28 protein-coding genes, 1 tRNA gene and 1 riboswitch are annotated in these 24,569 nt (G+C 71.2%); of the genes, 10 read left to right on the forward strand and 19 right to left on the reverse strand.

Annotated elements, in window-relative coordinates; all coding sequences use genetic code 11:
* Positions 1-23: 23 nt before the first annotated feature.
* Positions 24-98: riboswitch (guanidine-III (ykkC-III) riboswitch) on the reverse strand.
* A gap of 61 nt (positions 99-159) precedes the next feature.
* Both ACZ5D2_RS13485 and ACZ5D2_RS13490 read right to left on the reverse strand, forming a co-directional pair.
* Complete coding sequence (locus ACZ5D2_RS13485) at positions 160-501, reverse strand: GroES family chaperonin (RefSeq protein WP_359942254.1); 342 nt, start codon at positions 499-501, stop codon at positions 160-162.
* A gap of 46 nt (positions 502-547) precedes the next feature.
* Positions 548-865, reverse strand: coding sequence for a DUF3618 domain-containing protein (locus ACZ5D2_RS13490; protein WP_371678385.1), 318 nt, complete (start codon positions 863-865; stop codon positions 548-550).
* 117 nt (positions 866-982) lie between these two features.
* Between ACZ5D2_RS13490 and bcp the strand changes: the two genes are divergently transcribed.
* Positions 983-1,450 (forward strand): thioredoxin-dependent thiol peroxidase, encoded by a 468-nt coding sequence (gene bcp, locus ACZ5D2_RS13495; protein ID WP_030239052.1) that lies wholly within the window; start codon positions 983-985, stop codon positions 1,448-1,450.
* 424 nt (positions 1,451-1,874) lie between these two features.
* Positions 1,875-1,958 (forward strand) — tRNA-Leu (locus ACZ5D2_RS13500).
* A gap of 57 nt (positions 1,959-2,015) precedes the next feature.
* On the opposite strand, the gene rdgB is transcribed toward ACZ5D2_RS13500, so the two are convergent.
* The 4 genes from rdgB to ACZ5D2_RS13520 form a co-directional block, all read right to left on the reverse strand.
* Positions 2,016-2,648 carry an RdgB/HAM1 family non-canonical purine NTP pyrophosphatase gene (gene rdgB / locus ACZ5D2_RS13505; protein ID WP_371678384.1) on the reverse strand — a complete coding sequence of 211 codons (633 nt, stop codon included), beginning with the start codon at positions 2,646-2,648 and terminating at the stop codon, positions 2,016-2,018.
* Between the two features lie 107 nt (positions 2,649-2,755).
* Entirely contained in the window at positions 2,756-3,142 is a 387-nt protein-coding gene (locus ACZ5D2_RS13510; protein ID WP_371678383.1) for a hypothetical protein, read from the reverse strand.
* 93 nt (positions 3,143-3,235) lie between these two features.
* Positions 3,236-3,970, reverse strand: coding sequence for a ribonuclease PH (gene rph, locus ACZ5D2_RS13515; RefSeq protein ID WP_365158264.1), 735 nt, complete (start codon positions 3,968-3,970; stop codon positions 3,236-3,238).
* A gap of 94 nt (positions 3,971-4,064) precedes the next feature.
* Entirely contained in the window at positions 4,065-4,298 is a 234-nt protein-coding gene (locus ACZ5D2_RS13520) for a PTS sugar transporter subunit IIB (RefSeq protein WP_266839262.1), read from the reverse strand.
* A gap of 218 nt (positions 4,299-4,516) precedes the next feature.
* Between ACZ5D2_RS13520 and ACZ5D2_RS13525 the strand changes: the two genes are divergently transcribed.
* Together ACZ5D2_RS13525 and ACZ5D2_RS13530 are read left to right on the forward strand one after the other, a co-directional pair.
* Positions 4,517-5,818, forward strand: coding sequence for a PTS transporter subunit EIIC (locus tag ACZ5D2_RS13525; RefSeq protein WP_371678382.1), 1,302 nt, complete (start codon positions 4,517-4,519; stop codon positions 5,816-5,818).
* A gap of 276 nt (positions 5,819-6,094) precedes the next feature.
* A complete protein-coding gene (locus ACZ5D2_RS13530) occupies positions 6,095-7,342 on the forward strand; it encodes a PTS transporter subunit EIIC (protein ID WP_371678381.1) in 1,248 nt (415 codons plus the stop codon).
* Positions 7,343-7,485: 143 nt separating this feature from the next.
* Here the strand turns inward: ACZ5D2_RS13530 and ACZ5D2_RS13535 are convergent, their stop codons facing one another.
* A complete protein-coding gene (locus ACZ5D2_RS13535; protein WP_266839266.1) occupies positions 7,486-8,238 on the reverse strand; it encodes an MBL fold metallo-hydrolase in 753 nt (250 codons plus the stop codon).
* 195 nt (positions 8,239-8,433) lie between these two features.
* Here ACZ5D2_RS13535 and ACZ5D2_RS13540 point away from each other — a divergent pair, with 195 nt between their 5' ends.
* Both ACZ5D2_RS13540 and ACZ5D2_RS13545 read left to right on the forward strand, forming a co-directional pair.
* A complete protein-coding gene (locus ACZ5D2_RS13540; RefSeq protein ID WP_371678380.1) occupies positions 8,434-8,853 on the forward strand; it encodes a hypothetical protein in 420 nt (139 codons plus the stop codon).
* Positions 8,850-9,206: a DUF488 domain-containing protein gene (locus ACZ5D2_RS13545; protein WP_468929049.1), complete on the forward strand. Its 357-nt coding sequence runs from the start codon at positions 8,850-8,852 to the stop codon at positions 9,204-9,206. Before ACZ5D2_RS13540 ends, ACZ5D2_RS13545 begins: the two co-directional genes overlap by 4 nt.
* 69 nt (positions 9,207-9,275) lie before the next feature.
* Here ACZ5D2_RS13545 and ACZ5D2_RS13550 read toward each other — a convergent pair whose 3' ends face one another.
* From ACZ5D2_RS13550 to clpS, 7 genes are all read right to left on the reverse strand, one after another.
* Positions 9,276-10,226: a PLP-dependent cysteine synthase family protein gene (locus ACZ5D2_RS13550; RefSeq protein WP_249766215.1), complete on the reverse strand. Its 951-nt coding sequence runs from the start codon at positions 10,224-10,226 to the stop codon at positions 9,276-9,278.
* The gene (locus ACZ5D2_RS13555; RefSeq protein WP_356217617.1) at positions 10,226-10,504 is read right to left on the reverse strand and encodes a MoaD/ThiS family protein; all 279 of its coding nucleotides are present in this window, start codon (positions 10,502-10,504) and stop codon (positions 10,226-10,228) included. Before ACZ5D2_RS13555 ends, ACZ5D2_RS13550 begins: the two co-directional genes overlap by 1 nt.
* Before the next feature lie 83 nt (positions 10,505-10,587).
* Positions 10,588-10,695: a putative leader peptide gene (locus ACZ5D2_RS13560; protein ID WP_311736929.1), complete on the reverse strand. Its 108-nt coding sequence runs from the start codon at positions 10,693-10,695 to the stop codon at positions 10,588-10,590.
* 77 nt (positions 10,696-10,772) lie between these two features.
* A complete protein-coding gene (locus ACZ5D2_RS13565) occupies positions 10,773-11,195 on the reverse strand; it encodes a M67 family metallopeptidase (protein WP_468929052.1) in 423 nt (140 codons plus the stop codon).
* 136 nt (positions 11,196-11,331) lie between these two features.
* The gene (locus ACZ5D2_RS13570) at positions 11,332-12,786 is read right to left on the reverse strand and encodes an amino acid permease (protein WP_371678377.1); all 1,455 of its coding nucleotides are present in this window, start codon (positions 12,784-12,786) and stop codon (positions 11,332-11,334) included.
* 317 nt (positions 12,787-13,103) lie between these two features.
* A complete protein-coding gene (locus ACZ5D2_RS13575; protein WP_371678376.1) occupies positions 13,104-13,703 on the reverse strand; it encodes a DUF2017 domain-containing protein in 600 nt (199 codons plus the stop codon).
* Positions 13,703-14,017 (reverse strand): ATP-dependent Clp protease adapter ClpS, encoded by a 315-nt coding sequence (clpS, locus tag ACZ5D2_RS13580; RefSeq protein ID WP_266839278.1) that lies wholly within the window; start codon positions 14,015-14,017, stop codon positions 13,703-13,705. Before clpS ends, ACZ5D2_RS13575 begins: the two co-directional genes overlap by 1 nt.
* An 81-nt stretch (positions 14,018-14,098) precedes the next feature.
* Here clpS and ACZ5D2_RS13585 point away from each other — a divergent pair, with 81 nt between their 5' ends.
* Both ACZ5D2_RS13585 and ACZ5D2_RS13590 read left to right on the forward strand, forming a co-directional pair.
* On the forward strand, positions 14,099-15,427 hold the full coding sequence (locus ACZ5D2_RS13585) for a nicotinate phosphoribosyltransferase (RefSeq protein WP_468929055.1): 1,329 nt from the start codon (positions 14,099-14,101) through the stop codon (positions 15,425-15,427).
* A 103-nt stretch (positions 15,428-15,530) separates the two neighbouring features.
* Positions 15,531-16,130: an isochorismatase family protein gene (locus tag ACZ5D2_RS13590; protein WP_371678374.1), complete on the forward strand. Its 600-nt coding sequence runs from the start codon at positions 15,531-15,533 to the stop codon at positions 16,128-16,130.
* 95 nt (positions 16,131-16,225) lie between these two features.
* On the opposite strand, the gene ACZ5D2_RS13595 is transcribed toward ACZ5D2_RS13590, so the two are convergent.
* Positions 16,226-16,531, reverse strand: a complete 306-nt coding sequence (locus ACZ5D2_RS13595; RefSeq protein WP_266839281.1) for a hypothetical protein — start codon at positions 16,529-16,531, stop codon at positions 16,226-16,228.
* Between the two features lie 112 nt (positions 16,532-16,643).
* On the reverse strand, positions 16,644-19,001 hold the full coding sequence (locus ACZ5D2_RS13600) for an immune inhibitor A domain-containing protein (protein ID WP_371681261.1): 2,358 nt from the start codon (positions 18,999-19,001) through the stop codon (positions 16,644-16,646).
* Between the two features lie 448 nt (positions 19,002-19,449).
* Between ACZ5D2_RS13600 and ACZ5D2_RS13605 the strand changes: the two genes are divergently transcribed.
* Positions 19,450-19,740 carry a hypothetical protein gene (locus tag ACZ5D2_RS13605; RefSeq protein ID WP_371678373.1) on the forward strand — a complete coding sequence of 97 codons (291 nt, stop codon included), beginning with the start codon at positions 19,450-19,452 and terminating at the stop codon, positions 19,738-19,740.
* Between the two features lie 82 nt (positions 19,741-19,822).
* Here ACZ5D2_RS13605 and ACZ5D2_RS13610 read toward each other — a convergent pair whose 3' ends face one another.
* Together ACZ5D2_RS13610 and ACZ5D2_RS13615 are read right to left on the reverse strand one after the other, a co-directional pair.
* Positions 19,823-20,548 carry an RDD family protein gene (locus ACZ5D2_RS13610; protein ID WP_371678372.1) on the reverse strand — a complete coding sequence of 242 codons (726 nt, stop codon included), beginning with the start codon at positions 20,546-20,548 and terminating at the stop codon, positions 19,823-19,825.
* 99 nt (positions 20,549-20,647) lie between these two features.
* Positions 20,648-22,240 (reverse strand): RDD family protein, encoded by a 1,593-nt coding sequence (locus ACZ5D2_RS13615; RefSeq protein ID WP_468929059.1) that lies wholly within the window; start codon positions 22,238-22,240, stop codon positions 20,648-20,650.
* A 278-nt stretch (positions 22,241-22,518) separates the two neighbouring features.
* Between ACZ5D2_RS13615 and ACZ5D2_RS13620 the strand changes: the two genes are divergently transcribed.
* The gene (locus ACZ5D2_RS13620) at positions 22,519-22,998 is read left to right on the forward strand and encodes an SsgA family sporulation/cell division regulator (RefSeq protein ID WP_371678370.1); all 480 of its coding nucleotides are present in this window, start codon (positions 22,519-22,521) and stop codon (positions 22,996-22,998) included.
* Between the two features lie 95 nt (positions 22,999-23,093).
* Here the strand turns inward: ACZ5D2_RS13620 and ACZ5D2_RS13625 are convergent, their stop codons facing one another.
* On the reverse strand, positions 23,094-24,563 hold the full coding sequence (locus tag ACZ5D2_RS13625; protein ID WP_468929062.1) for an FAD-binding oxidoreductase: 1,470 nt from the start codon (positions 24,561-24,563) through the stop codon (positions 23,094-23,096).
* Positions 24,564-24,569 lie beyond the last annotated feature (6 nt).

The following is a 24,569-nucleotide window of genomic DNA, read 5'->3' on the forward strand; positions in this document are numbered from 1 at the left end:
CTCCGGGACGAGGACGGAAAGGGAGTGCGTCGTCTTTGCGTCCTGCTACCCGGTACGGCGCGTCTCGTCGGGGTAATTCCCCACCACCGTAACAAATCCAACCGAAAAGGGCCGGTGACCCCGGTCACCGGCCCTTCATGATGGATCTGCGGCTCAGAATCAGAGGTAGAGCCCGGTGGAGTCCTTGGCCCCCTCCAGCCGCTCCGCCGCCACGGCGTGCAGGTCCCGCTCGCGCATCAGCACGTACGTCGCCCCGCGCACCTCGACCTCGGCCCGGTCCTCGGGGTCGTACAGGACCCGGTCACCCGGCTCCACACTGCGTACGTTCTGCCCGACCGCGACCACCTCGGCCCAGGCGAGCCGCTTGCCCACCGCGGCCGTCGCCGGGATCAGGATGCCGCCGCCCGAGCGCCGCTCGCCCTCGGGCAGGTCGGACTTCACGAGCACGCGGTCGTGGAGCATGCGGATGGGCAGCTTGTCGTGGGTGGTGTTCTCGCTCACGACCCGAACCTACCTGCCGCCGCACGCCCCGCACGCCGGAGGGTGCTCACCGCTTGCGCCGCGCCGTGACGACGATCAGCCCGACGACGCCGGCCGCGAAGAGCGCCACGGGCACGATCCGGTCCGCCCGGGGTGCGCCGTTCTCGTCGCGCAGACTGTCCTTCACGTCCGTGACCAGACGATTGACGGCGGCGAAGGCGCGGCCGGCCGTGTGGTCCACGACCCCGACCGCCTTGGCCTTCGCGTCCCCGATGATCGTCTTCGGGTGCACACGCACGCCGATCTCGTCGAGCGTCTCGGCGAGCTGCTCGCGGCGGCGGACGATGTCCGCCTCGATCTGTGCGGGGGTCCTGGCTTCCGGCACCGCGCTGCCTCCGTCGTCGTGTCGTGCTCGTGGTCGTCTGGGGCGTACTCCGCCGTGAACAGTCTGTCAGCTTAGTCTCGTGGCGTACCGTTCCCCTCCCGAGGAGAAGACCCACCGATGAGCGAGCGACTCCAGCCGGGCGACACCGCCCCCGCCTTCACCCTGCCCGACGCGGACGGCAACGAGGTCTCGCTGGCCGCCCACAAGGGGCGCAAAGTGATCGTGTACTTCTACCCGGCGGCCCTGACCCCGGGCTGCACCAAGCAGGCCTGCGACTTCACCGACAACCTCTCCCTCCTGGCCGCGGCCGGCTACGACGTCATCGGCGTCTCCCCGGACAAGCCGGAGAAGCTCGCGAAGTTCCGCGAGCAGGAGCACCTGAAGGTCACCCTGGTCGGCGACCCCGAGAAGGAGACCCTGACGGCGTACGGCGCCTTCGGCGAGAAGAAGCTGTACGGCAAGACGGTGACCGGGGTCATCCGCTCCACGGTGGTCGTCGACGAGGAGGGCAAGGTCGAACACGCCTTCTACAACGTCAAGGCGACGGGCCACGTGGCCAAGATCATCAAGGACCTGGGCATCTGACGCCATCCGCACCACCGCACCACACGGCCCGCGCCCAACCGGCGCGGGCCGTTCCGTTTACCAGACGCAACCGGGACTCGACGTCGGCCATTTCAGGCGGCGCACGTCCGAGGGGTCCGCCCGGACCCGTCGCAGTCGACTACAGCGGGCCCTGCAGGAAGTCGGCGTCCCCTACTCCTGCGCCACGTGCGGGAATCCCGGGGAATGGCCGGGGCGGCCGATCACCCTGCAGACCGACCACATCAGCGGCGACTGGCTCGACAACCGTCGGGAGAACCTCCGCCACCTGCGCCCCAATTGTCACGCCCTCACCGACACCTGGTGCGGCAAGGGACGCCGACGCGACCCCGTGGCCCCACAGGCCCCCACGGTCGTAGACTGAGCGCGATCACCAGGACCTGATGTCCGAATTGGTCGAAGTGTCGCGGTTGTGGTGGAATTGGCAGTCACGCTGGGTTTAGGTCCCAGTGGGGTAAAACCCGTGGGGGTTCGAGTCCCCCCAACCGCACATCGACGCCGAGGGCCCCGTACGCAGCCGCGTACGGGGCCCTCGGCGTGTCGGGCCTCAGCCCAGCAGTTCGCGGACCACCGGGATCAGGGCGCGGAAGGCCTGGCCGCGGTGGGAGATGGCGTTCTTCTCGGCCGCCGTCAGTTCCGCGCAGGTGCGGGACTCGCCCAGGGGCTGGAGGACCGGGTCGTAGCCGAAGCCGCCGTCGCCCGCCGGGGTGTGGCGCAGGGTGCCGAGGAGGCGGCCCTCGACGACGCGTTCGGTGCCGTCCGGGAGGGCCAGGGCGGCCGCGCAGAAGAAGTGGGCCGCGCGGTGCTCGTCGGCGATGTCGCCGAGCTGGGCGAGGAGGAGGTCGAGGTTGGCCTTGTCGTCGCCGTGGGCGCCGGCCCAACGGGCGGAGAAGATGCCGGGGGCGCCGTTCAGGACGTCCACGCAGAGCCCGGAGTCGTCGGCGACGGCCGGCAGGCCGGTGGCGCGGGCCAGGGCGTGGGCCTTGAGGAGGGCGTTCTCGGCGAAGGTGACGCCGGTTTCCTTCACGTCCGGGATCTCCGGGTACGCGTCGGCGCCGACCAGCTCGAAGGGGAGGCCGGCCTCGGACAGGATCGCGTGGAGCTCGGTGACCTTGCCGGGGTTGCGGGTGGCCAGGATCAGGCGGCGGGGCGGCTGGGGAGAGGTGGGCGTGGAAGTCATGCCCCCATTATTTCCGCCGCGCGCCGCACCCGGAGCCGGAGCCGGGTCCTGTCCGGTCCGGGTCGGTCCTGTCCGGGCCGGGTCAGCCCGGTCCGGGCCGGGCCGGGTCAGCCCGGGGTGCAGACCTTGGAGATCTCCTTGGCGGCGTCCGCGACGGGCTGGACGTCGGGGGCGGTGTTGCCGCTCTCCACGGACGTGCGCACGTTCTTGACGGCGGTGGTCATGGAGTCGACGGCCTTGGAGAGGTCGGCGTTGCCCGTCGAGTCCTTGATCTGCTTGAGGTTCGTCTCTATCTGGGTGAGCGCGTTCTGGGTGTCCTGGACGCTGTTCCCGGCCTGGGAGACGGCCTGCTGCAGCTGGTCCACGCTGTTGGCTATGGCCACCGCCGTGTTGGCGCAGTCCATGGCGGTGGAGATGGCGTCGCAGGAGGCCAGGGCCGGGACGGCGAGTACGGCGGTCAGCGCGACGGCGGCGAGGCGGTGCTTCGGCTTCATTCGGGTCCCCCGGGGCTCGGATGCGTGGACGGGCGCACGGCTTCGACACCGTGCGCCCGTACCTGAGTGGACGCGTGCCCGCGTCCTGCGGTTCTACGGGAGCTGCAGCTCCAGGGCGCCGAGCTGGAGGGCCTCCAGGTCGGCGCAGCCGCCGGCGGCGAGGTCGAGGAGGGCGTTGAGCTCCTTGCGGTCGAAGGGCTCGCCCTCGGCGGTTCCCTGGACCTCGACGAAGCGGCCGTCGCCGGTGCAGACGACGTTCATGTCGGTCTCGGCGCGCACGTCCTCCTCGTAGCAGAGGTCGAGGAGCGGGACGCCGTCGACGATGCCGACGCTGACGGCGGCGACGGTGCCGGTGAGCGGCTTGCGGCCGGCCTTGATCAGCTTCTTCTTCTGACCCCAGGCGATGGCGTCGGCGAGGGCGACGTAGGCGCCGGTGATCGCGGCGGTGCGGGTGCCGCCGTCGGCCTGGAGGACGTCGCAGTCCAGGACGATGGTGTTCTCGCCGAGGGCCTTGTAGTCGATCACGGCGCGCAGCGAGCGGCCGATGAGGCGGGAGATCTCGTGGGTGCGGCCGCCGATCTTGCCGCGGACGGATTCGCGGTCGCCGCGGGTGTTGGTGGAGCGGGGCAGCATCGAGTACTCGGAGGTGACCCAGCCCTCGCCGCTGCCCTTGCGCCAGCGCGGGACGCCTTCGGTGAAGGAGGCGGTGCAGAAGACCTTGGTGTCTCCGAAGGAGACGAGGACGGAGCCCTCGGCGTGCTTGCTCCATCCGCGTTCGATGGTGACCGGGCGGAGCTGTTCGGGCGTGCGGCCGTCGATGCGAGACATGCCTGTGAGCCTAGTCGGTGCGCGCGTACGCGAGGACCCCGTCCGCCGTGCGGTACGGGGTCCTCGCGGAGCCGTGTCGAGCCGGGGGCTCAGCTCACATCATGTCTTCGATCTCGCCGGCGATCGGGTCGGCGTCGGTGCCGATGACGACCTGGACGGCGGTGCCCATCTTGACGACGCCGTGGGCGCCGGCGGCCTTCAGCGCGGCATCGTCGACGAGGTCGGGGTTGACGACCTCGGTGCGCAGGCGGGTGATGCAGCCCTCGACCTCTTCGATGTTCTCGATACCGCCGAGCCCGGCGACGATCTTCTCAGCCTTGGTGGCCATGCGTTTCTCCCTGGGTGTTACGAAGAACGAGTCTCGGCGGCCGTGACCAACATCGTCCGCTTCGTCACGTTAGCTCACGGTTGGCCTATTCACGCGAGCACGAGCCGGACTTCTGCCGAATGATGACGATCAGCAGCAGCCTGCCCTCGACTGGTCTACACCAGTGTGCCGCAAGTGTCGCGGCTGCCAAAACGGGCCGGTCCAGGGAGGAGTACGCGATGAGCGCGAGCAGCGCCGCGGAAGCGCCGCGGAAGCAGTGGTGGAGCGGCTTGTACCCGGGGCTGCAGAAGATGGGGCGGAGCCTGCAGCTTCCGATCGCGGTCCTGCCGGCGGCCGGGCTCCTCAACGGGCTCGGCCAGCCCGGCGTGTTCGGCTCCGAGGGCCTGAACTGGACGATCGTCTCCAAGGTGATGGTGGCCGCGGGCGGCGCGCTGCTGAACGCGGACCTCGGCCTGCCGCTCCTGTTCTGCATCGGCGTCGCGATCGGCATGGCCAGGAAGGCGGACGGTTCGACGGCCCTCGCCGCGGTGGCGGGCTTCCTCGTCTACCGGGGCGTGCTGCACGCCTTCCCCAACGACTGCCCGAGCGGCAGCAAGGCCGTGGGCGGCGGCTGCGTGGGGCCGGACAACACGTTCGTGGAGTTCACGTACCAGAACCCGGGGGTGTTCGGGGGCATCATCATGGGCCTGCTGGCGGCCTGGTTCTGGCAGCGCTACCACCGGGTGAAGCTGGTCGACTGGCTGGGCTTCTTCAACGGCCGCCGCCTGGTCCCGATCATCATGTCGTTCGTGGCGATCGGCTTCGCGGCGCTGTGCCTGTGGGTCTGGCCGCCGGTCGGCAGCGCGCTGGAGAGCTTCTCGGACTGGCTGGTGGGGCTGGGTTCCTGGGGCGCCGGCATCTTCGGCGTCGCCAACCGCGCGCTGCTGGTGATCGGCCTCCACCAGTTCCTGAACGTGCCGGTGTGGTTCCAGTTCGGCAGCTACACCAAGCCGGACGGGACGACGGTGCACGGCGACATCAACATGTTCCTGGCGGGCGACCCGGACGCGGGGCAGTTCCTGAGCGGGTTCTTCCCGATCATGATGTTCGCGCTCCCGGCGGCCGCGCTGGCGATCACGCACTGCGCGAAGCCGCAGCGTCGCAAGGAGGTCGGCGGCCTGATGCTGTCGGTGGCGCTGACCTCGTTCGTCACGGGGATCACGGAGCCCCTGGAGTACTCCTTCCTCTTCGTCGCGCCGGTGCTGTACGTGATCCACGCGCTGCTGACGGGCGTCTCGATGGCGGTGACGTGGGGGCTGGGGGTGCACGACGGGTTCAGCTTCTCGGCGGGCCTGATCGATTACGTCATCAACTTCGGGCTGGCGACGAAGCCGCTGCTGATCATCCCGATCGGCCTGGCGTTCGCGGTCGTCTACTACGCCGTCTTCCGGTTCGTGATCACGAAGTTCGACGTCCCGACCCCCGGCCGGGAGTCGGACGAGGAGATCGCCGCGATGCAGGCGGAGAACACCAAGGCATAGAACCCGGCACAATATGCAGGGGAAACGACTTCCAGGCCTTTCGTCTCATGCCTCCAGGTCCCTCGGATCCTTCGATCCGGGGGACCTTCGTCACGTGGTCGAGACCACAGGAAATCGAAGGTTCCTTATCTAACCCCCACCGTGCTACAACTGGTCTACACCACCGAATGGTGTAGACCATGCGCCTGCCGAGCAGCCGTGGTCACTCTCTCTGAGACGTCGCCGTCCCCCTTTCTTCTTGTCCCCTGGCGGCGCCTTGCCCAATGGAGGAAGTTGATGACTACGGCTACCGCCGCACCGGCCAAGAAGCCGGGTGCCGCGCTGCTGCAGGGCATGCAGAAGGTCGGCAAGGCCCTGCAGCTGCCCGTTGCCGTCCTGCCGGCCGCGGCGATCCTGCTGCGCCTCGGCCAGGACGACGTGTTCGGCAAGGACGGCCTCCAGTGGGGCAAGGTCGCCACGGTGTTCGCCTCCGCCGGTGACGCCGTCTTCTCCAACCTTGCGCTGCTGTTCTGCGTCGGTGTGGCGATCGGCTACGCGAAGAAGGCCGACGGCTCCACGGCCCTCGCCGCCCTCGTCGGCTTCCTCGTCTACAAGAACGTGCTGACCGCGTTCCCCATGGACGGAAGCGTCACCGCGCTGCTGCCCAAGGGCAAGCCGCAGGACCCGGGCGTGCTCGGCGGCATCCTCATCGGTCTCGTCAGCGCGATGATCTGGCAGCGCTACCACAAGACCCGTCTGGTCGACTGGCTCGGCTTCTTCAACGGCCGCCGCCTGGTCCCGATCATCATGGCCTTCGTCGGCACCCTCTTCGGCGTCTTCTTCGGCCTGGCCTGGGCCCCGATCGGTGACGCGCTCGGCAGCTTCAGCGAGTGGCTGATCGGCCTCGGTTCCGTCGGCGCCGGCATCTACGGCGTGTTCAACCGCGGTCTGATCCCGGTCGGCATGCACCAGTTCCTCAACACCTTCTTCCAGCAGCAGGTCGGCTCCTTCACCAAGGCCGACGGCAGCATCGTCACCGGCGAGATCCCGCGCTTCTTCGCGGGTGACCCGACCGCCGGCCAGTTCATGTCCGGCTTCTTCCCGATCATGATGTTCGGCCTGCCGGCCGCCGCCATCGCCATCGCGCACTGCGCCCGCCCCGAGCGCCGCAAGGTCGTGATGGGCATGATGATCTCGCTGGCCCTGACCTCCTTCGTCACCGGTGTCACCGAGCCGATCGAGTTCACCTTCCTCTTCCTCGCGCCGCTGCTGTACGCGGTCCACGCCGTCCTGACCGGTATCTCCATGGCCGTCACCTGGGGCCTGGGCGTCCACGACGGCTTCGGCTTCTCGGCCGGCCTGATCGACTACCTGCTGAACTGGAAGCTCGCCACCAACCCGTGGATGATCATTCCGATCGGCCTGGCCTTCGGAGCGGTCTACTACGTGGTCTTCCGCTTCGCGATCACCAAGTGGAACCTCCCGACGCCGGGCCGCGAGTCCGACGAGGAGCTCGCCGAGCTGCTGAAGGCCGAGAGCAAGTAGGCCCGCACGCCTCACCGAGCACAGGAGCCCCCGCTCTCCCGGAAGGGACGGCGGGGGCTCCTGCGTTCTGCCGGATGCGGGGCGGGGCTGGGCGGGGCGGGGCGCGGCGGGGCGCCGGGATCCGCGCCGGGATGCGCTGCGCGTCAGACCTCGTAGACGGCGCCCGGCCGCGCGAGGTCCACGCGGCCGTCGTAGACGGCCCGCGCGTCGGCCAGGTTCCGCTCGGCGTCCGTCCACGGCGGGATGTGCGTCAGCACGAGCCGCCCCACGCCACCGCCGCGCGCGTACTCGCCGGCCTCGCGCCCGTTGAGGTGCAGGTCGGGGACGTCTTCCTTGCCGTCCGTGAAGGAGGCCTCGCACAGGAACAGGTCGGCGCCCTCGGCCAGCGCCGCCAGCTCCGGGCAGGCACCCGTGTCCCCGGAGTACACCAGCGAGCGCCCGCCGTGCTCCACGCGGATGCCGTACGACTCCACCGGATGGCTGACCCGCTCGGTGCGCACCGTGAACGGGCCGATCTCGAAGCCGCCGGACTTCAGGGTGCGGAAGTCGAAGACCTCGCTCATCGAGCGCGCGTCGGGGACGTCCTCGTAGGCCGTGGTCAGCCGCTGCTCGGTGCCCTCGGGCCCGTAGACGGGGAGGGCGCCGCAGCGGCCGCCCTCGTGCCGGTAGTAGCGGGCGACGAAGTACGCGCACATGTCGATGCAGTGATCGGCGTGCAGGTGACTCAGGAAGATCGCGTCGAGGTCGTAGAGACCGCAGTGCCGCTGGAGCGCGCCGAGGGAGCCGTTGCCCATGTCGAGGAGCAGCCGGAAGCCGTCGGCCTCGACGAGATAGCTCGAACATGCCGAATCCGCGGACGGGAAGGACCCCGAACAGCCGACGACGGTGAGCTTCATGGAGCGTGAACCTCCGTGGACGGTCCGTGGACGGAATGCGGGCCGTGCGTGGGTCGAGCGTAAGGCGCGAAACCTCCGGTCGCTCCTCCGCGGCAGGCCGTTGTGGGGGGAATCACCTGCGCTGTCACCCAGGGGAGCGACAGGGGGGACGGGCGTTGCCGCGCCGGGGCCCCCGGGCGCGGCTACGGTCGGAATATGGACACGTCCTGGTGGCCCGCCGTGCTTGCGGCGGTCGCCGTGGCGGTGGTGGTGCTGATCCCACGGCGGGCGCGGCCGGTCCGCCGGGCCCCGGGCGGCCCCCACGGGCCGGGGCCGCCGCCCTCCGTGCGGGCCGGTGAGCTGTGGTGTCTGGCCGACGGCCGGCCGTGCCTGGTGCTGGCGGTGCGCCGGCACGGGGAACGGGCGCGGGTCGCGTGGATCACCGGGAAGTACGACGACCGGCGCCCCGGGGTGATCCCGCTGCCGCCCGGGGTCGTGGGCTCCCAGGGGCGCGTCTCCTTCCTGGAGGCGGACCGGCCGGAGGAGGTGTCGCTGTGGGAGTTCGGGACGCGGACGGGGACGGTGGACCCGGTGGTGTGGGACGAGGCCAAGGGGCTGGGGGGCGGAGCGGGGTGATCCGGCTGCGGCGCGTCTACGATCCCCCCGAGCCGGGGACGGACGGGGTGCGGGTGCTGGTGGACCGGCTGTGGCCGCGGGGGCTGTCGAAGGCGGCGGCCGCGGTGGACGAGTGGCCGCGGGCGCTGGCGCCGTCGACGGAGCTGCGGAAGTGGTTCCACGGGGGTGGTTCCGCCGCGGAGTTCCGGCGGCGCTACGAGGCGGAGCTGGCGGAGCCCGAGGCGGTGGCGGAGCTGGAGCGGCTGCGGGAGGTGGCGGCGTCGGGGACGGTGACCCTGCTGACCGCGGTCCGCGACCCGGCCGCCGCCCACGCCGCGGTCCTCGCGGAACTCCTGGGCCCCGGCCCCGCGTGACGCCCCGCCCGCGTGACGCCCCGCCCGCCCGGCGGCCGGCCGGGCGGGCGGGGAGCCCCCCGGGGGGGGTCAGGCCCAGAGCTGGCCGTGGAGGACCTCGATGGCCTCTTCCGTGGTGGCCGCCGTGTAGACGCCCGTCGACAGGTACTTCCAGCCGCCGTCGGCCACGACGAACACGATGTCCGCCGTCTCCCCCGCCGCCACCGCCTTGCGGCCGACGCCGATCGCCGCGTGCAGCGCCGCGCCCGTGGAGACGCCCGCGAAGATGCCCTCCTCGCGGAGCAGGTCGCGGGTGCGGGTGACCGCGTCCGCGGAGCCGACCGAGTAGCGGGTCGTCAGGACCGAGGCGTCGTAGAGCTCCGGGACGAAGCCCTCGTCGAGGTTGCGCAGGCCGTAGACGAGGTCGTCGTAGCGCGGCTCGGCGGCGACGATCTTCACGCCCGGGACGTGCTCGCGCAGGTAGCGGCCGACGCCCATCAGGGTGCCGGTCGTACCGAGGCCCGCCACGAAGTGGGTGATGGAGGGCAGGTCGGCGAGGATCTCGGGGCCCGTCGTCGCGTAGTGGGCGCCCGCGTTGTCCGGGTTGCCGTACTGGTAGAGCATCACCCAGTCGGGGTGCTCGGCCGCCAGTTCCTTGGCCACCCGCACGGCGGTGTTGGAGCCGCCCGCCGCCGGCGACGAGATGATCTCGGCTCCCCACATCGCGAGAAGGTCCCGGCGCTCCTGCGAGGTGTTCTCCGGCATGACGCACACGATCCGGTAGCCCTTGAGCTTCGCGGCCATGGCGAGCGAGATGCCCGTGTTGCCGGAGGTGGGTTCCAGGATGGTGCAGCCGGGGAAGAGGCGGCCGTCCTTCTCCGCCTGCTCGACCATGTGGAGCGCGGGGCGGTCCTTGATCGAGCCGGTCGGGTTGCGGTCCTCCAGCTTGGCCCAGATGCGGACGTCCGCCGAGGGCGACAGTCGCGGCAGCCGGACCAGCGGGGTGTTGCCGACCGCCGCGAGCGGGGAGTCGTAGCGCATTACTTCGAGCCGCCGGCCACGGCCGGGAGGATGGTGACGCTGTCGCCGTCCTTGAGGGCGGTGGAGATGCCGTCGAGGAAGCGGACGTCCTCGTCGTTGAGGTAGACGTTCACGAAGCGGCGCAGCTGGCCGCCGTCGACGATGCGCTCCTCGATGCCCTTGTGGCGGGTTTCCAGGTCGGCGAGCAGGTCGGCGAGGGTCGCGCCTTCACCGTTCACGGCCTTCTCGCCGTCGGTGTAGGTGCGGAGGATGGTGGGGATGCGGACCTCGATGGCCATGGCAGCAGGCTCCAGTGTCGGGAGGGCGTGAAGGGAAGTGCGGGCGCGCGGCTCTTGCGGCCCCGCGCGGGGGCCGGGGGTGCTCAGGCGGCAGGACAGATGGCGCTGGCGAGGCGGCACAGGTCGACGTGCAGCCGCGCCACGAGCAGCAGCCTGCCGGGCGTCTCGATGCTCACGTCGTGGGAAACCATGCGGTCATGTTAACGATTCCCGGTCCCCCGTTTGGAGTGTGATCCCGCATCGTGGACCACATCCGCTCGCATACTGGTCAGTAGCCCTCGACGACCTGCACTTCTTCCTCTGTGATCACTCCGTCGACGATCCGGTAGGACCGGAACTGGAACTCCCCGAGGCCGTCCTGGTCGGCCGTGGAGACCAGGACGTAGTGCGCCCCGGGCTCGTTCGCGTACGTGATGTCGGTGCGCGAGGGGTAGGCCTCGGTCGCGGTGTGGGAGTGGTAGACGATCACCGGCTCCTCGTCGCGGTCGTCCAGTTCGCGGTAGAGCTTCAGCAGGTCCTTCGAGTCGAACTCGTAGAACGTGGGCGAGCGGGCCGCGTTGAGCATGGGGACGAACCGCTCGGGGCGCCCGGTGCCCGCCGGGCCGGCCACGATGCCGCACGCCTCGTCGGGGTGGTCCTTGCGGGCGTGCCCGACGATCCGGTCGTACAGGTCCTGGGTGAGGGTCAGCATGAGCGACAGGATAAGCAGACGGGCCCTCCCGTACCGAGGAGCGGTACGGGAGGGCCCGAATGATGGACACGAGGCTTCCGGGGCGTGCTTCCCGGCCGTGGCAGGCGGCCGGGACCCACGGTCCGGGGGGCGGCGATCAGGCCGACTGCGAGGCCTTCTCGACCTTGTTGAAGGCCGCGCCGGTGGGGTTGCGCTTCTTGAGGACGAGGTAGGAGACACCGAGGATCAGGCCCCACAGCGGCGCGCAGTACAACGAGACGCGGGCGTCCTTGTCGACGCCCATCATCACGATGACCATGCCGATGAACAGCAGGGCGAACCAGCTGGTCCAGGGGGCGCCGGGGGCGCGGAAGGGGGACTGCGGCAGCTCGCCGCGGTCGGCCTTGGCGCGGTAGCGGATCTGGCAGACCAGGATCATGATCCAGGCCCACATGCCGGAGATGGTGGCGAAGGAGACGACGTAGTCGAAGGCCTTGCCCGGGGCGACGTAGTTGATCCAGACGCCCACCAGCATCAGCGCGGCGGAGAAGGTGGTGCCGACGAGCGGGGTGCCGCTCTTGGTGAGCTTGGTGAAGAACTTCGGGCCCTGGCCGTTGAGCGCGAGGTCGCGCAGCATGCGGCCGGTGGAGTACATGCCCGAGTTGCAGGAGGACAGCGCGGCGGTCAGCACGACGAAGTTGACGATCGCGGCGCCGACGCCCAGGCCCATCTTCTCGAAGGCGAGCACGAACGGGCTCTCGCCCGCCTTGAAGTTCGACCACGGGATGACCGACATGATCATGATGAGGGCGCCGACGTAGAAGACGGCGATGCGCCACGGCACGGTGTTGATGGCCTTGGGCAGGGTCTTCTCGGGGTCCTTGGACTCGCCGGCGGTGACGCCGACCAGCTCGACCGCGAGGAAGGCGAACATCACGATCTGCAGGGTCATCAGCGTCTCGCCGATGCCGTTGGGGAAGAAGCCGCCGTTGTTCCACAGGTTGGAGACGGAGGCGGTGTCGGCGGCGTCGGAGAAGCCGATGGTGAGGATTCCGGCGCAGATCAGGATCATGCCGACGATGGCGGTGACCTTGACCATGGAGAACCAGAACTCCAGCTCACCGAAGAGCTTCACGGAGATCAGGTTGGCCAGGTAGAGGATGACCGTGAAGATCAGCGCGTAGGCCCACTGCGGGAAGCTGTCGTGGGTCCAGTACGACATGTACTTGGCCGCGGCGGTGACCTCGACGATGCCGGTGACCACCCAGAAGAGCCAGTACGTCCAGCCGGTCGCGTACCCCCAGAACGGGCCCAGGAACTCGCGGGCGTAGTCCGAGAAGGAACCGGACACGGGGCGGTACATGAGCAGCTCGCCCAGCGCCCGCATGATGAAGAAGATGACCAGACCCGCGATGGCGTAGGCCAGGATCAGGCTCGGGCCTGCCTTGGAGATCGCCTTGCCGGCGCCCATGAACAGGCCGGTGCCGATGGCTCCGCCGATGGCGATCATCTGGATCTGGCGGGCTCCGAGCGCGCGGTGGTACCCCTCGCCCTCGCCCTGCGCGCCCTCGCCGGGCGTCCTGTCGTGCTGCTCGACCTGCACAGAGGTCATGTCTGGTGCGCCTTTCTCCACGCCGACCCGCGCCTTCACTGGCTGCGGATCGGGTCCTCGATCCCCCCGGATACGGATGGAGTTGCACGCCGGCGGTCAGCCGGTTCAAGCAGGCCGGGGGGCATGGGTGGCGCCCCGTCGGCGGTCGTGAAGATTTATCACGTGCTTACGGGTGGCCGAGGAACCAGAATGTGACGCACGACATAGATAAATCCGGACATAGAGCATGGAACAGATCAGATCACCACATGGTGGTGATCTGATCGTTATCCGGATTTGAGCGTCCGCTGAGCGAACCTCACGTGACCGATGCGCGGCTAAAGGGTCTCGATGAGCGTTTCCTGCAGGCCGCCGAGCCAGAGGTAGGCCATCACCATCGGCTTGCGCGGATCGTCGTCCGGAAGGCGGAAGAGCACCGCGCTCTCGTCGTCCTCGGTGATGTCCAGGCGCGCCGCGATGGTCAGCCGCAGGTCGTTGAGGGCCCCGAGCCAGCGCAGCGGCAGCTCGTCGGTCAGCTCCAGCAGCGCCGCCCCCTCGCCGTCCGGGGAGAGCCCGTCGAGGCTGCGGACGACGGCCAGCGCGTCCTCCCGCTTGCGGGTGCGCAGGTCGTTCTCGGTGAAGCGGCGGAACTCCGCCGAGCGCGCCCGCAGCTCCTCCTCGCCCTGCCCCTCGGCCGCGCCGGGGCCCCCGTAGGCGTCGGGGAAGAGCCGGGCCAGTGCCGGGTCGGAGGGGGGTTCGGTGGGGCCGTCGGAGGCGAAGAGCACGGCCAGCGGGTCGGCGTCCGCCGCGGGCTCCGGCTCTCCGGGGCCGATCAGCTCCAGCAGCTGCACGGCGAGGGAGCGCAGGATCGAGATCTCGATCCCGTCCAGGGCCACGACGGCGCCGCCGCCCTCGCGGGTCTCGAACACGCCGCCCATCAGAAGCGGTCCTGCGAGAGGGTCGCCCAGAGCCCGTAGCCGTGCATGGCCTGCACGTCCCGTTCCATCTCCTCGCGGCTGCCGCTGGACACGACCGCCCGGCCCTTGTGGTGGACGTCGAGCATCAGCCTGGTCGCCTTGTCCTTGGGGTAGCCGAAGTACGCCTGGAACACGTACGTCACGTAGCTCATGAGGTTGACCGGGTCGTTGTGCACCAGGGTCACCCACGGGACGTCGGGTTCGGGGACCGCGAAGGTCTCTTCGGCCGCTTCGGTGCGTTCGATCTCAATGGGAGCAACACTCACTTGTCCCATGCTGCCACTGTGGAGGGTCCGTCGCACAAACGGGCCCCTACATCTCGTCACTTTGACGAGATGTGCGCTAGCATCCGTGACATGAACCCTGCGGACCTGGGCCTGCCGGTGGACGTGCCGTCGACAGCGCTCTTCACGGACCATTACGAGCTCACGATGCTGCAGGCCGCCCTGGCCAACGGCACCGCCGACCGGCGCTCGGTCTTCGAGGTCTTCACCCGGCGGCTGCCCGAGGGCCGGCGCTACGGAGTCGTCGCCGGCACCGGGCGCGTGCTGGACGCCGTCGAGAACTTCCGCTTCGACGGCGCGGTGCTGGAGTTCCTGCGGGAACGGGCCGTCGTCGACATGCGGACGCTGGACTGGCTGGCCTCGTACCGCTTCTCGGGTGACATCTGGGGCTACCCGGAGGGGGAGGTCTACTTCCCCGGATCGCCGCTCCTGCGGGTCGAGGGCAGCTTCGCCGAGTGCGTGCTGCTGGAGACCGTGATCCTGTCGATCCTCAACCACGACTCCGCCATCGCGGCCGCCGCCTCCCGGATGGCCTCCGCCGCCGGCGGGCGGCCGCTGATCGAGATGGGCGCACGGCGCACCCACGAGCTGGCCGCCGTCGCCTCGGCGCGGGCGGCGTACGTGGGCGGCTTCGCCTCCACCTCCGACCTGGCGGCCGGCTTCCGGTACGGGATCCCGACGGTCGGCACCAGCGCGCACGCCTTCACCCTCGTGCACGACAGCGAGCGGGACGCGTTCACCGCCCAGGTGGCCTCGCTGGGCCGGGGCACCACCCTGCTGGTGGACACCTACGACGTGGCCGAGGCCGTCCGCACCGCCGTGGAGGTGGCGGGCACCGACCTGGGCGCCGTCCGGATCGACTCCGGCGACCTGCTGCTGGTCGCGCACCGGGTGCGCCAGCAGCTGGACGAGCTCGGCGCGGTGAACACGCGGATCGTGGTCACCTCGGACCTGGACGAGTACGCCATCGCCTCGCTGGCGGCGGCGCCGGTGGACGCGTACGGGGTCGGCACCCAGCTGGTGACGGGCAGCGGGCACCCGACGTGCTCGATGGTCTACAAGCTGGTCGCGCGTGCGGTCTCCGCCGACCCGAAGGCCGCCCTGGCCCCGGTGGCGAAGAAGTCCTCCGGCGGCAAGACCTCCATCGGCGGGCGCAAGTGGGCCGCGCGCCGGGTGGACGCGGACGGGATCGCCGAGGCCGAGGTCGTCGGCACCGGCCCGGTGCCGGCCGCCCTGGCCGACCACCAGCTGCTGACCCAGCTCGTCAAGGCGGGCGAGGTGGTCGCCCGCGAGCCCCTGGAGGCCGCCCGCGACCGCCACCTGGCGGCCCGCGCCGCACTGCCCCTCTCGGCGACGCAGCTCTCCCGCGGCGAGGCCGTGATCCCGACGGAGTACCTCTGAGCCGCCGGACGGAGCGGGCCGGGGCCCGTTTCGGGTAGGGGCGGGGCGGGGCAAGAGCCCCCGCAGGGCCCGCCGCACACCAACCAGCCGAAAGGCACGTGACATGCACCGCGCACTGATCGTCGTCGACGTACAGAACGACTTCTGCGAGGGCGGCAGCCTCGCCGTCACCGGCGGGGCCGACGTCGCCGCCGCGATCACCGAGCTGATCGGGCAGAGCACCGCCGGCTACCGGCACGTGGTCGCCACCCGGGACCACCACGTCGACCCCGGTCCGCACTTCGCGCGCCCCCCGGCCGAGCCCGACTTCGAGACCTCCTGGCCGGTGCACTGCGTCGCCGGGACCGAGGGCGTCGGCTTCCACCCGAACTTCGCCCCGGCCGTCGCCTCCGGCGCGGTCGCCGCCGTCTTCGACAAGGGCGCCCACGAGGCCGCGTACAGCGGTTTCGAGGGGGCCGACGAGAACGGCGTGACGCTCGCGGACTGGCTCCGCGAGCGCATGGTGAGCGAGGTCGACGTGGTCGGCATCGCCACCGACCACTGCGTGAAGGCCACCGCCCTCGACGCGGCCCGTGCCGGGTTCGCCACCCGCGTCCTGCTGGACCTCACGGCCGCCGTGGCCCCCCACACCACCACCCGGGCGCTGGACGACCTGCGCACGGCGGGCGTGGCCCTCGTGGGCGACGCCCCGGGCCTTCGCTGACCCGGGGCCGCCGGGGCCCGGCAGGGGCCCGGTGAGGCCCCGGCAGGGCCCCCGGCGGCGGCCTCGGCCCTCCTGCGGCCCCCGCGCGGCCGCGGCTAGGCGTTGCCCAGGAGGGCGCGGATCGGGTGCCAGAGCTCCGTGGCGCGGTCCGGTGCGCAGCGCCACAGCAGGCCGTCGGGGTGGTGGAGGACGGCCGTGACCTCGTCCGGGGTGGGCGGCTGGGCGTTGCCGCGCAGGTAGACGGCCCGCATGCCGAGGTTCCGCAGCCTGGTCAGGGCGCGGGCCCGGTTCGCGGCGTGCACCAGCACGCGGACGTTCCCGCCCTCTCCGGTCGGCCGCGGCAGCGTCAGCGCGACCACCACGCTGCCGCCCGGCAGTCTGACGAAACCTCCACCTGGCATGATCTTCAGCTCCCCCGTCAATAAGAAAACTCGCACCCGCATCTAAACGCGATCGGCCGCCGCCCGCTAGAGGGCGACGGCCGATCATGCTGTGACCTGCAGTTTTGCCGAGTTACTTGGCGGCGGGGCCGACCTCGACCGTCATCTGGAGGCCGTCGTAGGTCTCCTTCGCGATCTTGATCTTGGTGTTGGTGTCAGTGACCTTCACCGAACCGGTCGGGTTCTCCTCGTACCAGTACTTGCCCTTGTGGTCGTCGAAGACCAGCTGGGCCGGCTTCGGCTTGACGAAGAGCGCCTCACCGTTCTTGTGCAGCGTGAACGCGTCCGTCGAGTAGGCGCTGAACGGGGCGTCGTACGGCTGGATCTTGTTCCGCAGCAGGGTGCCGTCCGACCACTTCATCGGCTTGGCGTTGGCGTCGATCGGCAGGATCAGACCGGAGCCCGGGTGCTGGCTGGTGTTGTTGTCCTTCTGGGAGGTGTCCCAGAGCCACAGCAGCAGGCCGTCCTGGTACGGGTAGTGCTCGACCCAGCCCGGCTTGGTGTTGGCGAAGCCGAAGTTGTACGGGCCGACCTTGAGGGTCGAGTCGTACGAGACGTAGCGGCGGTTCTCGGCCAGGTAGTACTGCGCGTACTCCTTGGTGAAGCCGGCGCCCTGGCGGGAGAAGCCCTTGGCGGTCCAGCCGTTGTCGCCGTTCTCGGCACCGTCGGCGAAGACGGTGGCGCCGTCCGCGGTCAGGTTGAGGGCGTCGGCGGCGAAGCCCTTGCCGCCCGCGCCGCCGTCCGTCTGGTAGCGGAAGCGGATGTCGACCTTCTTGCCCGCGTAGGCGTCGAGCGGGAAGTTCAGGGACTTCCAGGCGCCGGAGACACCGGTCAGCGACGGGCTGCCGGAGGCGTCGTTCGGGATGGCCGCACCGTCGGCGGTGCCGGCCACCGCGGTCCAGGTGGCGCCGCCGTCCGTGGACACCTCGGTGTAGAGGAAGTCGTAGTCCTGCTCGATGTCCCACCAGCCCTTGAGGGAAAGGGCGGCGGACTTCTTGCCCGTCAGGTCGACGGAGCGGGTGAGGGTGTTCTTCAGGTCGTCACCCATGTTGCTCCACCACTGCGAGGAACCCTCGGCGGGAGCGACGATGTCGGTCTTGACCTGCTTCTTCGGCAGCTCGACGAGCAGCGCCTGCTTGTCCTTGGTGTTGTACGCCGACACACCCAGCTTGTGGGTGGACTTCGTCGCGGCCTTGGCCTTGTCGAAGTTCAGCCAGCCCAGCTGCAGCTTGTCCCAGGCGGTCATGTCGCCGGGGACGTTGCCTATGGACTCCTTGCCGTCGCCGAGCCAGGAGCCGGCCGACATCAGGGACCAGAAGCCGACGGAGTTGTCGCCGCCGCCGGAGGTGTCGTAGAGGTCCGGCAGACCGAGGTCGTGGCCGTACTCGTGCGCGAAGACGCCGAGGCCGCCGTTCTCCGGCTGCATCGTGTAGTCGCCGACCCAGATGCCGGTGTCACCGATCTGGGTACCGCCGGCCTTGTTGTTCGCCGGGCCGGTCTTGCCGGCGTCGGTGCCGTACGCGTACCAGCGGTGCGCCCACAGCGCGTTGGTGCCCTGCACTCCGCCGCCGGCCGACTCGTCCTCGCCCGCGTGGACGATCTGGAAGTGGTCGATGTAGCCGTCGGGCTCGTTGAAGTTGCCGTCGCCGTCGTAGTCGTTGCGGTCCCACTGGTCGTACTGCGCCAGCGTGGCCTTGATCTCGGCGTCGGTCTTGCCGGCCTTCTTCTGGGCCTCCACCCACGCGTTGACGCCGTCCTTGACGGTGTCCCACACGTTGGAGCAGTTGGTCTGGCCGCAGTAGTTCGAGCCGTAACGGGCCTCGTTGTACGGGATCTTGACCCAGTCGGCGACCTGGCCGTCGACGGAGTAGCGGCCCGAGGAGGTCTTCTCGTAGTAGGTCTTCAGCGAGTCCTTGCCCTGGCCGGTACCGAAGTACAGGTCCTGGAAGTGCTGGCGGCTGTAGTCCTTCTGCCAGGCCGTGCTGTTGTTGTTCGCGCGGTCAGGCTGCGCGATCTGGTTGTGCAGCGGGCCGGGGGTGCCGCCGTACTTCGGCGCGGGCGGCTTCGGGCCGTCGGGGCCGTCCGGGTCGAACATGGTCGTGTTGTCGACCTGGTCGCCGAACTCGACGAGGATCGTGAAGATCTTGTCGGTCTTCTCGCGGCCGAGCTCGACGTACTTCTTGTCGTCGAGCTTGACGACCTTCGAGGCGCCGCGCTGCTCGACGTCCTTCTTGCCGCTCAGCACCTGCTCCAGGGCGGCCTTCTTCTGCTTCGCCTGCTGCTCGCTGAACGGCCCCTTGAGGTCGTGGTCGACGAGCTTGGCAGGAGCGGTCGGGTCCTGCCGGTCGGAAGCCGAGACGCCCGGGCCCTTGTCCTCGGCCTGGGCCGCGGTGACGGTGAAGAAGGTGGCGCTGGTCGCGCAGGCGGCCATGGTCACACCGATGGCCAGGGTGCGCAGGGTGCGTCGTCTGACGGAATTGCCGGTCACTTGATGTCGTTCCCCTCCCGCGGCCGCAACGTAGGTCGGAACGTCTCCATAGGAGCGGGGGGTTCCGCGCGGCGCGCGTCTCAAGTGACGACATTTGACCGGAGAGTCTAAAGAAAAGACAGACCTTGACTTCTTCCTTACAACTGCACTATGCGGTCAAGGAGTTCCGCTATTCGGACGTTCCGTCGCCAACGGGGGTCATCCAGGGCGAAGGGCGCTCCACGGAGGCCGGTGACGGCGCATCACGAGAGCCCGTGCGCCCCCCGTGCTGCGACACCGTGGGTAAGGTCACGCTTACTTCCGGTGCGGCTCGGGCATCCCGTCCTGGAGTCACTTGACGCGCGACCGGTCGAGCCGACTCCCCCTCCCCGCCTTGAGGACGGAACACGCCATGCCGCGTCCGACTGCCGCACAGCTCGCCTACGGGTCCGCCACCGTCATCGTGTCGACGATCGCCATGCTGCTGCTCTCGCAGACGAGCACGGGGCTCGGCGTCGCCGTCATCTCCGCGGCCGCGCTCGCCCTGGGGCTGCTGGTCGCCCTCACCGTGCCGCAGCCGCGCCGGCGCGGCCGGCACGCCGCCGGGCGGACGGGGCAGGCGGCCGCCACCGCCACCGCCCCGGACGCCCACCGGGTGCCCGAACCGCGAACGGCCCCCGCCGAGCACCCCGTCCACCTCTGAGCGGGAACACCGGAGCGGGCGGCCACCCCCGGAGGGACGGCCGCCCGCGCGGACCCGTGCGCGTACGCGTAGGCGTACGCGTCTAAGTCGTCTTGACCACCACGGTCTTGGCCACCTTGTCGTGCAGGCCCTGCCGGTACGGTTTGTCGACGAGCATCGACACGATCAGCGCGAGCGGCCACAGGCAGAAGCAGCACACCAGGGTCGGGATCCAGAGCACGGCGGCGCGGCCGAGCGAGGCGTTCGACGGGGGCACGCTGCCGTCGTTCAGCATCGCGACGCGCAGGCCCATGACCTTCTTGCCGACCGTTCGGCCGCTCTGCTTGGTGAGCCACCAGTCGTAGCCGACGTACGCGATGATCGAGACGAGCGTCCACACCAGGCCCGAGCCGTTGTACGACTTCGTGATGACCTCGCTGACGTCCTCCCCCCTGTCCGTGTCGACCATGTACCGGTTCCTGCCGAACGCCAGCTGGATGAGGAACAGCGGCACCCCGACGATGAACACGTCGATGATGCGCGCCGTGAGCCGCCTGCCGAAGTCGGCGAGCGGGGGCATCCCGGCGAGCGGATCGGGCATGCCGTAGCCGCCTCCCCCGCCGTACGGGTCGCCTCCGCCGCCGTACGGGGGCGGAGGCGGGGGGTACCCGCCGCCGGGGGGCGGGGGCGGCGGGGGCGGGCTGCCGCCGCCGGGGGGCGGAGGCGGTGAGCCGTACGGCGAACCGCCCGACGGAGGCGTCGGTTCCTGGGGCTTCTTGAGGAACGGGTCGTCCTCGGGCGGCTGGCCCGGCGGCTGGTCGGTACTCATGGCCCGAGTCGAACCCGGGTCCGCGGGGTCCGCAACGGGACCGCGTCCGTTCGGAGTACCGCCCCCGGCGCCGGGCCCGGCACGGCCCCGCCGCGGCGCTCACCGGGCCACGTACGTCCCGGCGGCCCGGTCGTGCCAGGCCCGGCGGCGGGGGCGGTCCACCAGGCACCACAGGCTCCCCGGCAGGCCGAGCAGGGCGTACACCAGCCAGCGCCGCAGGGCCGCCCCGAAGGCCGGCGGGCGCAGGGTGGCGGTGGCCAGCACGCGGACCCCGAACAGCTTCTTGCCCGGGGTGCGACCCCAGCGTGCGGTGGGCAGGGCCTCGTAGAACACCCCGAAGACGAGGACGGCCGCCAGGACCAGACCCAGGTAGCCGGTGATGGTGCCGTCGAGCAGCCACACCGTGGTGGTGCGCCCGCTCGCCCGCGCCTCCTCGACCTTGACCTGTACGTGGGCCGTCACCTCCGGTACGAGGGGCAGCGCGGCGGCCGTCGCGACCCCGGCGAGGACGAGGGAGTCCACGGCGCGGGCCAGGGTCCGGCGGACCAGCCCGGCGGGACGTACGGCGCGCTCGGCCATCTCCTCGAAGACGGCCCGGGTCGCCTCCGCGGGAGGGACGGGGGCGGCGGCGGGGGCGGCGCTCTCCGCGCCACGGGGCTGGAACCCGGAGGGAGCCGCGGGTTCCGTGCCACGCGGCGCGGGCGGCGGCGCGGACCGCGACGGGGACTCGGCCGCCGCCTCGCGCGCCTCCGGGCGGGGCCGGACGGGGGCCGGGCGGGCGGGCGCCGGAGCGCTCACGGGGCTCCGGCCGGCATCCCGCGGCTCGAACGCCGAGGGGGCCGGCGGGGCCGAAGGGGCTGCCGTGGGGGACGGGGCCGAGGGGGCCGAGGGGGGCCACCCGCCGTACGGCTCGGCCTCGGACGGGGCCGGGTGGGGGTGGGCCGGATGGGCCGGGCCCCGTACCTCGGGTGACGCCACGGGCCGCGGCGCGCTTCGCGCCCGAGGAGCGGACGGGGCGGCCTCCGGCCAGCTGGAGGTGAGACCCGAGGCGCCGGCCCCCGGGGCGTCGGGCCAGGCCGGCGGGCGGGCCGAGAGGACGCCCCCGCTCTCCGCCGCGGCCTGCGCCGGAAGCTGCCGGGCGGGGGCGGAGGGAGCCGCGGCGGGCGCGGGCCGGGCCAGGGAGATCCCCCCGGGCCGGTGCTCCGGTTCCGCCGGGCCGCCCCAGGAGACGCGCACGTCGCGGGGGCCGCCGAAGCCGGCCTGGTGGAGGGGGTCGGCCTGCCAGCCCGCCGGATCGCAATCCGGTCCCGGTCCGGGGACGGCTCCGGGACCCGCCCCGGGACCCGCGCCGAGGCCGGGGCCGACGCCGGTCCGCGGCCCGGTCAGCGCCTCGGTCGCGGAGGTTTCGTCGAGGAACACCGGCCCCGTCTCGTCCACGGGAGCGGGTCCGGACACCGACGCGGGAGCGGACGCGGGAGCCGGCGCCGAGGCCGAGGCCGAGGCCGAGGCGAACGCCGCGGCAGGGGCGGGCGCCGCGGCGGGGGCGGGCGCCGGGGCGACGGAGGCGGCGGGGCGGCTCGTACCGGGGACCCAGGCAGCGCCGTTCCAGTACCGGACGTACCCGGGGATGGACGGATCGGGGTAGTAGCCCTCGCGGGCCGCGCGCTCGCCGTCACCAGGGGAGGCCGTCAATGTCCCCAACTCCGATCGTGGCTTGAGGATTGTGCAGGGGAGGACCCAAGGGGAGGACCATAGCCAAGAACCCCCTCCCGACAGGTCCGGTAACGGGAGATTCCAAGCCTTCGAGCGAACGTCACTCCACCCGATTGTTTTCGGTCAGCCGATAGATTTCGGCCAACCTCTCCTTCGGTGCCGAAAGTCGCGTCATACCCGGGCACACGGACGCTCTCTGCGGGTGTGGGGCAGTCCCGGCCCCGCGCCCGCAAGCGAAGCACCGAAGTGAGGCCGCCATGCACCACCCCGTCATCGAACGCGAACTGGAACTGAAGCTGGTCCTGTCCCCCGAGCGGAGCGTCCCCGTCCCCGCCAGGCTGCTGTACCTCACGGACGATCCGTTCGCCGTGCACGTCACCTTCCACACCGGCTCCAGCGCCCCGGTCAACTGGACCTTCGCGCGCGAGCTGCTCGTCGAGGGGGTGTTCCGTCCGTGCGGGCACGGAGACGTCCGGATCTGGCCCACGAAGATCGACAGCAGGGCGGTCCTGTGCATGGCGCTCAGCTCCCCCGACGGCGACGCCCTGCTGGAGGCCCCGGCCGGATCGGTGTCGGCATGGCTGGAGCGGACCCTGCGCGTGGTGCCGCCGGGGACCGAGGCGGACCGGCTCGGACTGGACGCGGCGCTGGCGGAGCTGCTGACCCCGACCCCGGCGGACGAGCTGTGGCTGCGCGACCCGTGGCCCTCGGACGAGTCGGCGGACGGTGACCTGTGATGCGTACGCCCGACGACCACACGCCTGACGACCTCACGCCCGACGACCGCGCCCCGCAGGCCCCGTCCCCGGCCCCCTTTTCCTCCCCCTCGCCTTCAGAAGAGCTTGCCGGGATTGAGCAGCCCGAGCGGGTCGAAGGCCCGCTTGACGTTGCGCTGCATCTCCAGGCCCACCGGCCCGAGTTCGCGGGCGAGCCACTCCTTCTTCAGCACCCCGACCCCGTGCTCGCCGGTGATCGTCCCGCCGAGTTCCAGACCCAGCGCCATGATGGCGTCGAAGGACTCCCGGGCCCGCCGCGCCTCGTCCTCGTCCGCGGGGTCGAAGCAGACCACCGGGTGGGTGTTGCCGTCGCCGGCGTGCGCGCAGACGCCGATGAGCAGCCCGTACTCCCGGGCCACGGCCTCCGTGCCGGCGAGCATCTCGGCGAGCCGCGACCGGGGTACGCAGACGTCGTCGATCATCGTCGCGGGCCTCAGCGCCTCCAGGGCGGTCAGGGACATCCGGCGGGCCTGGAGCAGGAGTTCCGACTCCGCCTCGTCCTCGGCGGGGACGACGGCGGTGGCGCCGGCGGCGGTGCACAGCCGGCCGACGGCCGCGAGACCGTCGGGCGCGTCCGGGGTGTCGAAGGCGGCCAGCAGCAGCGCCTCCGTGCTCTCGGGCAGGCCCATGCGGCCGAGGGCGTTGACGGCGCGGACGGTCGTCCGGTCCATCAGCTCCAGCAGCGAGGGCGCCAGCCCCGCCTCCATGACGGCGCAGACCGCTTCGCAGGCCGCCGCGGCGGAGGGGAACTCGGCGGCCAGCACCAGCTGCCGGGGCGGCGCCGGCCGCAGCGCCAGCACCGCCCGGACGACCACGCCGAGGCTGCCCTCGGAGCCCACGAAGAGCCGGGTCAGGTCATATCCGGCGACCCCCTTGGCGGTACGCCGGCCCGTGTGCAGCAGCCGGCCGTCGGCGAGGACCACGTCGAGGCCGAGCACGTACTCGGCGGTGACCCCGTACTTGACGCAGCACAGGCCGCCCGAGGCGGTGCCGATGTTGCCGCCGATGGTGCACTGCTCCCAGCTGGACGGGTCGGGCGGGTAGTACAGGCCCTGTTCGGCGACGGCCCGCGAGAGGACCGCGTTGACCACGCCCGGTTCGACGACGGCGATCCGGTCGACGGCGGAGATCTCCAGGATCCGGTCCATCTTCACGAGGGACAGCACGATGCAGCCGTCCGAGGCGTTGGCGGCGCCCGACAGGCCGGTACGGGCGCCCTGGGGGACGACCGGGACCCGTAGGGCGGTCGCGGTGCGCATCACGTGCCGCACCTGTTCGACGGTGCGGGGCAGGACCACGGCGGCGGGCGTGCCGGCGACGCAGAAGCTCGCCATGTCCGTGGCGTAGGCGGCGGTGACCTGCGGATCCGTGAGGACGGCCTCGGGCGGGAGCCCCTCGCGCAGGCGCGCGACGAGCCGCTGCGCGGAGGGCCGCCCGGAGGAGTACGCGGCGGGCTCCTCGGAGAACTCCTCGGGGGGCTGCTCGGGGGACCGTGCGGAAAGCCGTGCCGGCAGATCGTCATCCATGGGGCC

This window comes from Streptomyces sp. NPDC031479, from assembly GCF_055581065.1.

Coding starts and splice junctions, on each gene's coding strand:
- ACZ5D2_RS13610 (WP_371678372.1), bottom strand. CDS start 20,548: ATGAGTACCGACCAGCCGCCGGGCCAGCCGCCCGAGGACGACCCGTTC.
- bcp (WP_030239052.1), top strand. CDS start 983: ATGAGCGAGCGACTCCAGCCGGGCGACACCGCCCCCGCCTTCACCCTG.
- ACZ5D2_RS13575 (WP_371678376.1), bottom strand. CDS start 13,703: ATGGGCGGCGTGTTCGAGACCCGCGAGGGCGGCGGCGCCGTCGTGGCC.
- clpS (WP_266839278.1), bottom strand. CDS start 14,017: ATGGGACAAGTGAGTGTTGCTCCCATTGAGATCGAACGCACCGAAGCG.
- ACZ5D2_RS13600 (WP_371681261.1), bottom strand. CDS start 19,001: ATGGCCGCCTGCGCGACCAGCGCCACCTTCTTCACCGTCACCGCGGCC.
- rdgB (WP_371678384.1), bottom strand. CDS start 2,648: ATGACTTCCACGCCCACCTCTCCCCAGCCGCCCCGCCGCCTGATCCTG.
- ACZ5D2_RS13585 (WP_468929055.1), top strand. CDS start 14,099: ATGAACCCTGCGGACCTGGGCCTGCCGGTGGACGTGCCGTCGACAGCG.
- ACZ5D2_RS13590 (WP_371678374.1), top strand. CDS start 15,531: ATGCACCGCGCACTGATCGTCGTCGACGTACAGAACGACTTCTGCGAG.
- ACZ5D2_RS13525 (WP_371678382.1), top strand. CDS start 4,517: ATGAGCGCGAGCAGCGCCGCGGAAGCGCCGCGGAAGCAGTGGTGGAGC.
- ACZ5D2_RS13620 (WP_371678370.1), top strand. CDS start 22,519: ATGCACCACCCCGTCATCGAACGCGAACTGGAACTGAAGCTGGTCCTG.
- ACZ5D2_RS13510 (WP_371678383.1), bottom strand. CDS start 3,142: ATGAAGCCGAAGCACCGCCTCGCCGCCGTCGCGCTGACCGCCGTACTC.
- ACZ5D2_RS13570 (WP_371678377.1), bottom strand. CDS start 12,786: ATGACCTCTGTGCAGGTCGAGCAGCACGACAGGACGCCCGGCGAGGGC.
- ACZ5D2_RS13550 (WP_249766215.1), bottom strand. CDS start 10,226: ATGCGCTACGACTCCCCGCTCGCGGCGGTCGGCAACACCCCGCTGGTC.
- ACZ5D2_RS13565 (WP_468929052.1), bottom strand. CDS start 11,195: ATGCTGACCCTCACCCAGGACCTGTACGACCGGATCGTCGGGCACGCC.
- rph (WP_365158264.1), bottom strand. CDS start 3,970: ATGTCTCGCATCGACGGCCGCACGCCCGAACAGCTCCGCCCGGTCACC.
- ACZ5D2_RS13605 (WP_371678373.1), top strand. CDS start 19,450: ATGCCGCGTCCGACTGCCGCACAGCTCGCCTACGGGTCCGCCACCGTC.
- ACZ5D2_RS13535 (WP_266839266.1), bottom strand. CDS start 8,238: ATGAAGCTCACCGTCGTCGGCTGTTCGGGGTCCTTCCCGTCCGCGGAT.
- ACZ5D2_RS13530 (WP_371678381.1), top strand. CDS start 6,095: ATGACTACGGCTACCGCCGCACCGGCCAAGAAGCCGGGTGCCGCGCTG.
- ACZ5D2_RS13555 (WP_356217617.1), bottom strand. CDS start 10,504: ATGGCCATCGAGGTCCGCATCCCCACCATCCTCCGCACCTACACCGAC.
- ACZ5D2_RS13540 (WP_371678380.1), top strand. CDS start 8,434: ATGGACACGTCCTGGTGGCCCGCCGTGCTTGCGGCGGTCGCCGTGGCG.
- ACZ5D2_RS13625 (WP_468929062.1), bottom strand. CDS start 24,563: ATGGATGACGATCTGCCGGCACGGCTTTCCGCACGGTCCCCCGAGCAG.
- ACZ5D2_RS13595 (WP_266839281.1), bottom strand. CDS start 16,531: ATGCCAGGTGGAGGTTTCGTCAGACTGCCGGGCGGCAGCGTGGTGGTC.
- ACZ5D2_RS13560 (WP_311736929.1), bottom strand. CDS start 10,695: ATGGTTTCCCACGACGTGAGCATCGAGACGCCCGGCAGGCTGCTGCTC.
- ACZ5D2_RS13520 (WP_266839262.1), bottom strand. CDS start 4,298: ATGGCCACCAAGGCTGAGAAGATCGTCGCCGGGCTCGGCGGTATCGAG.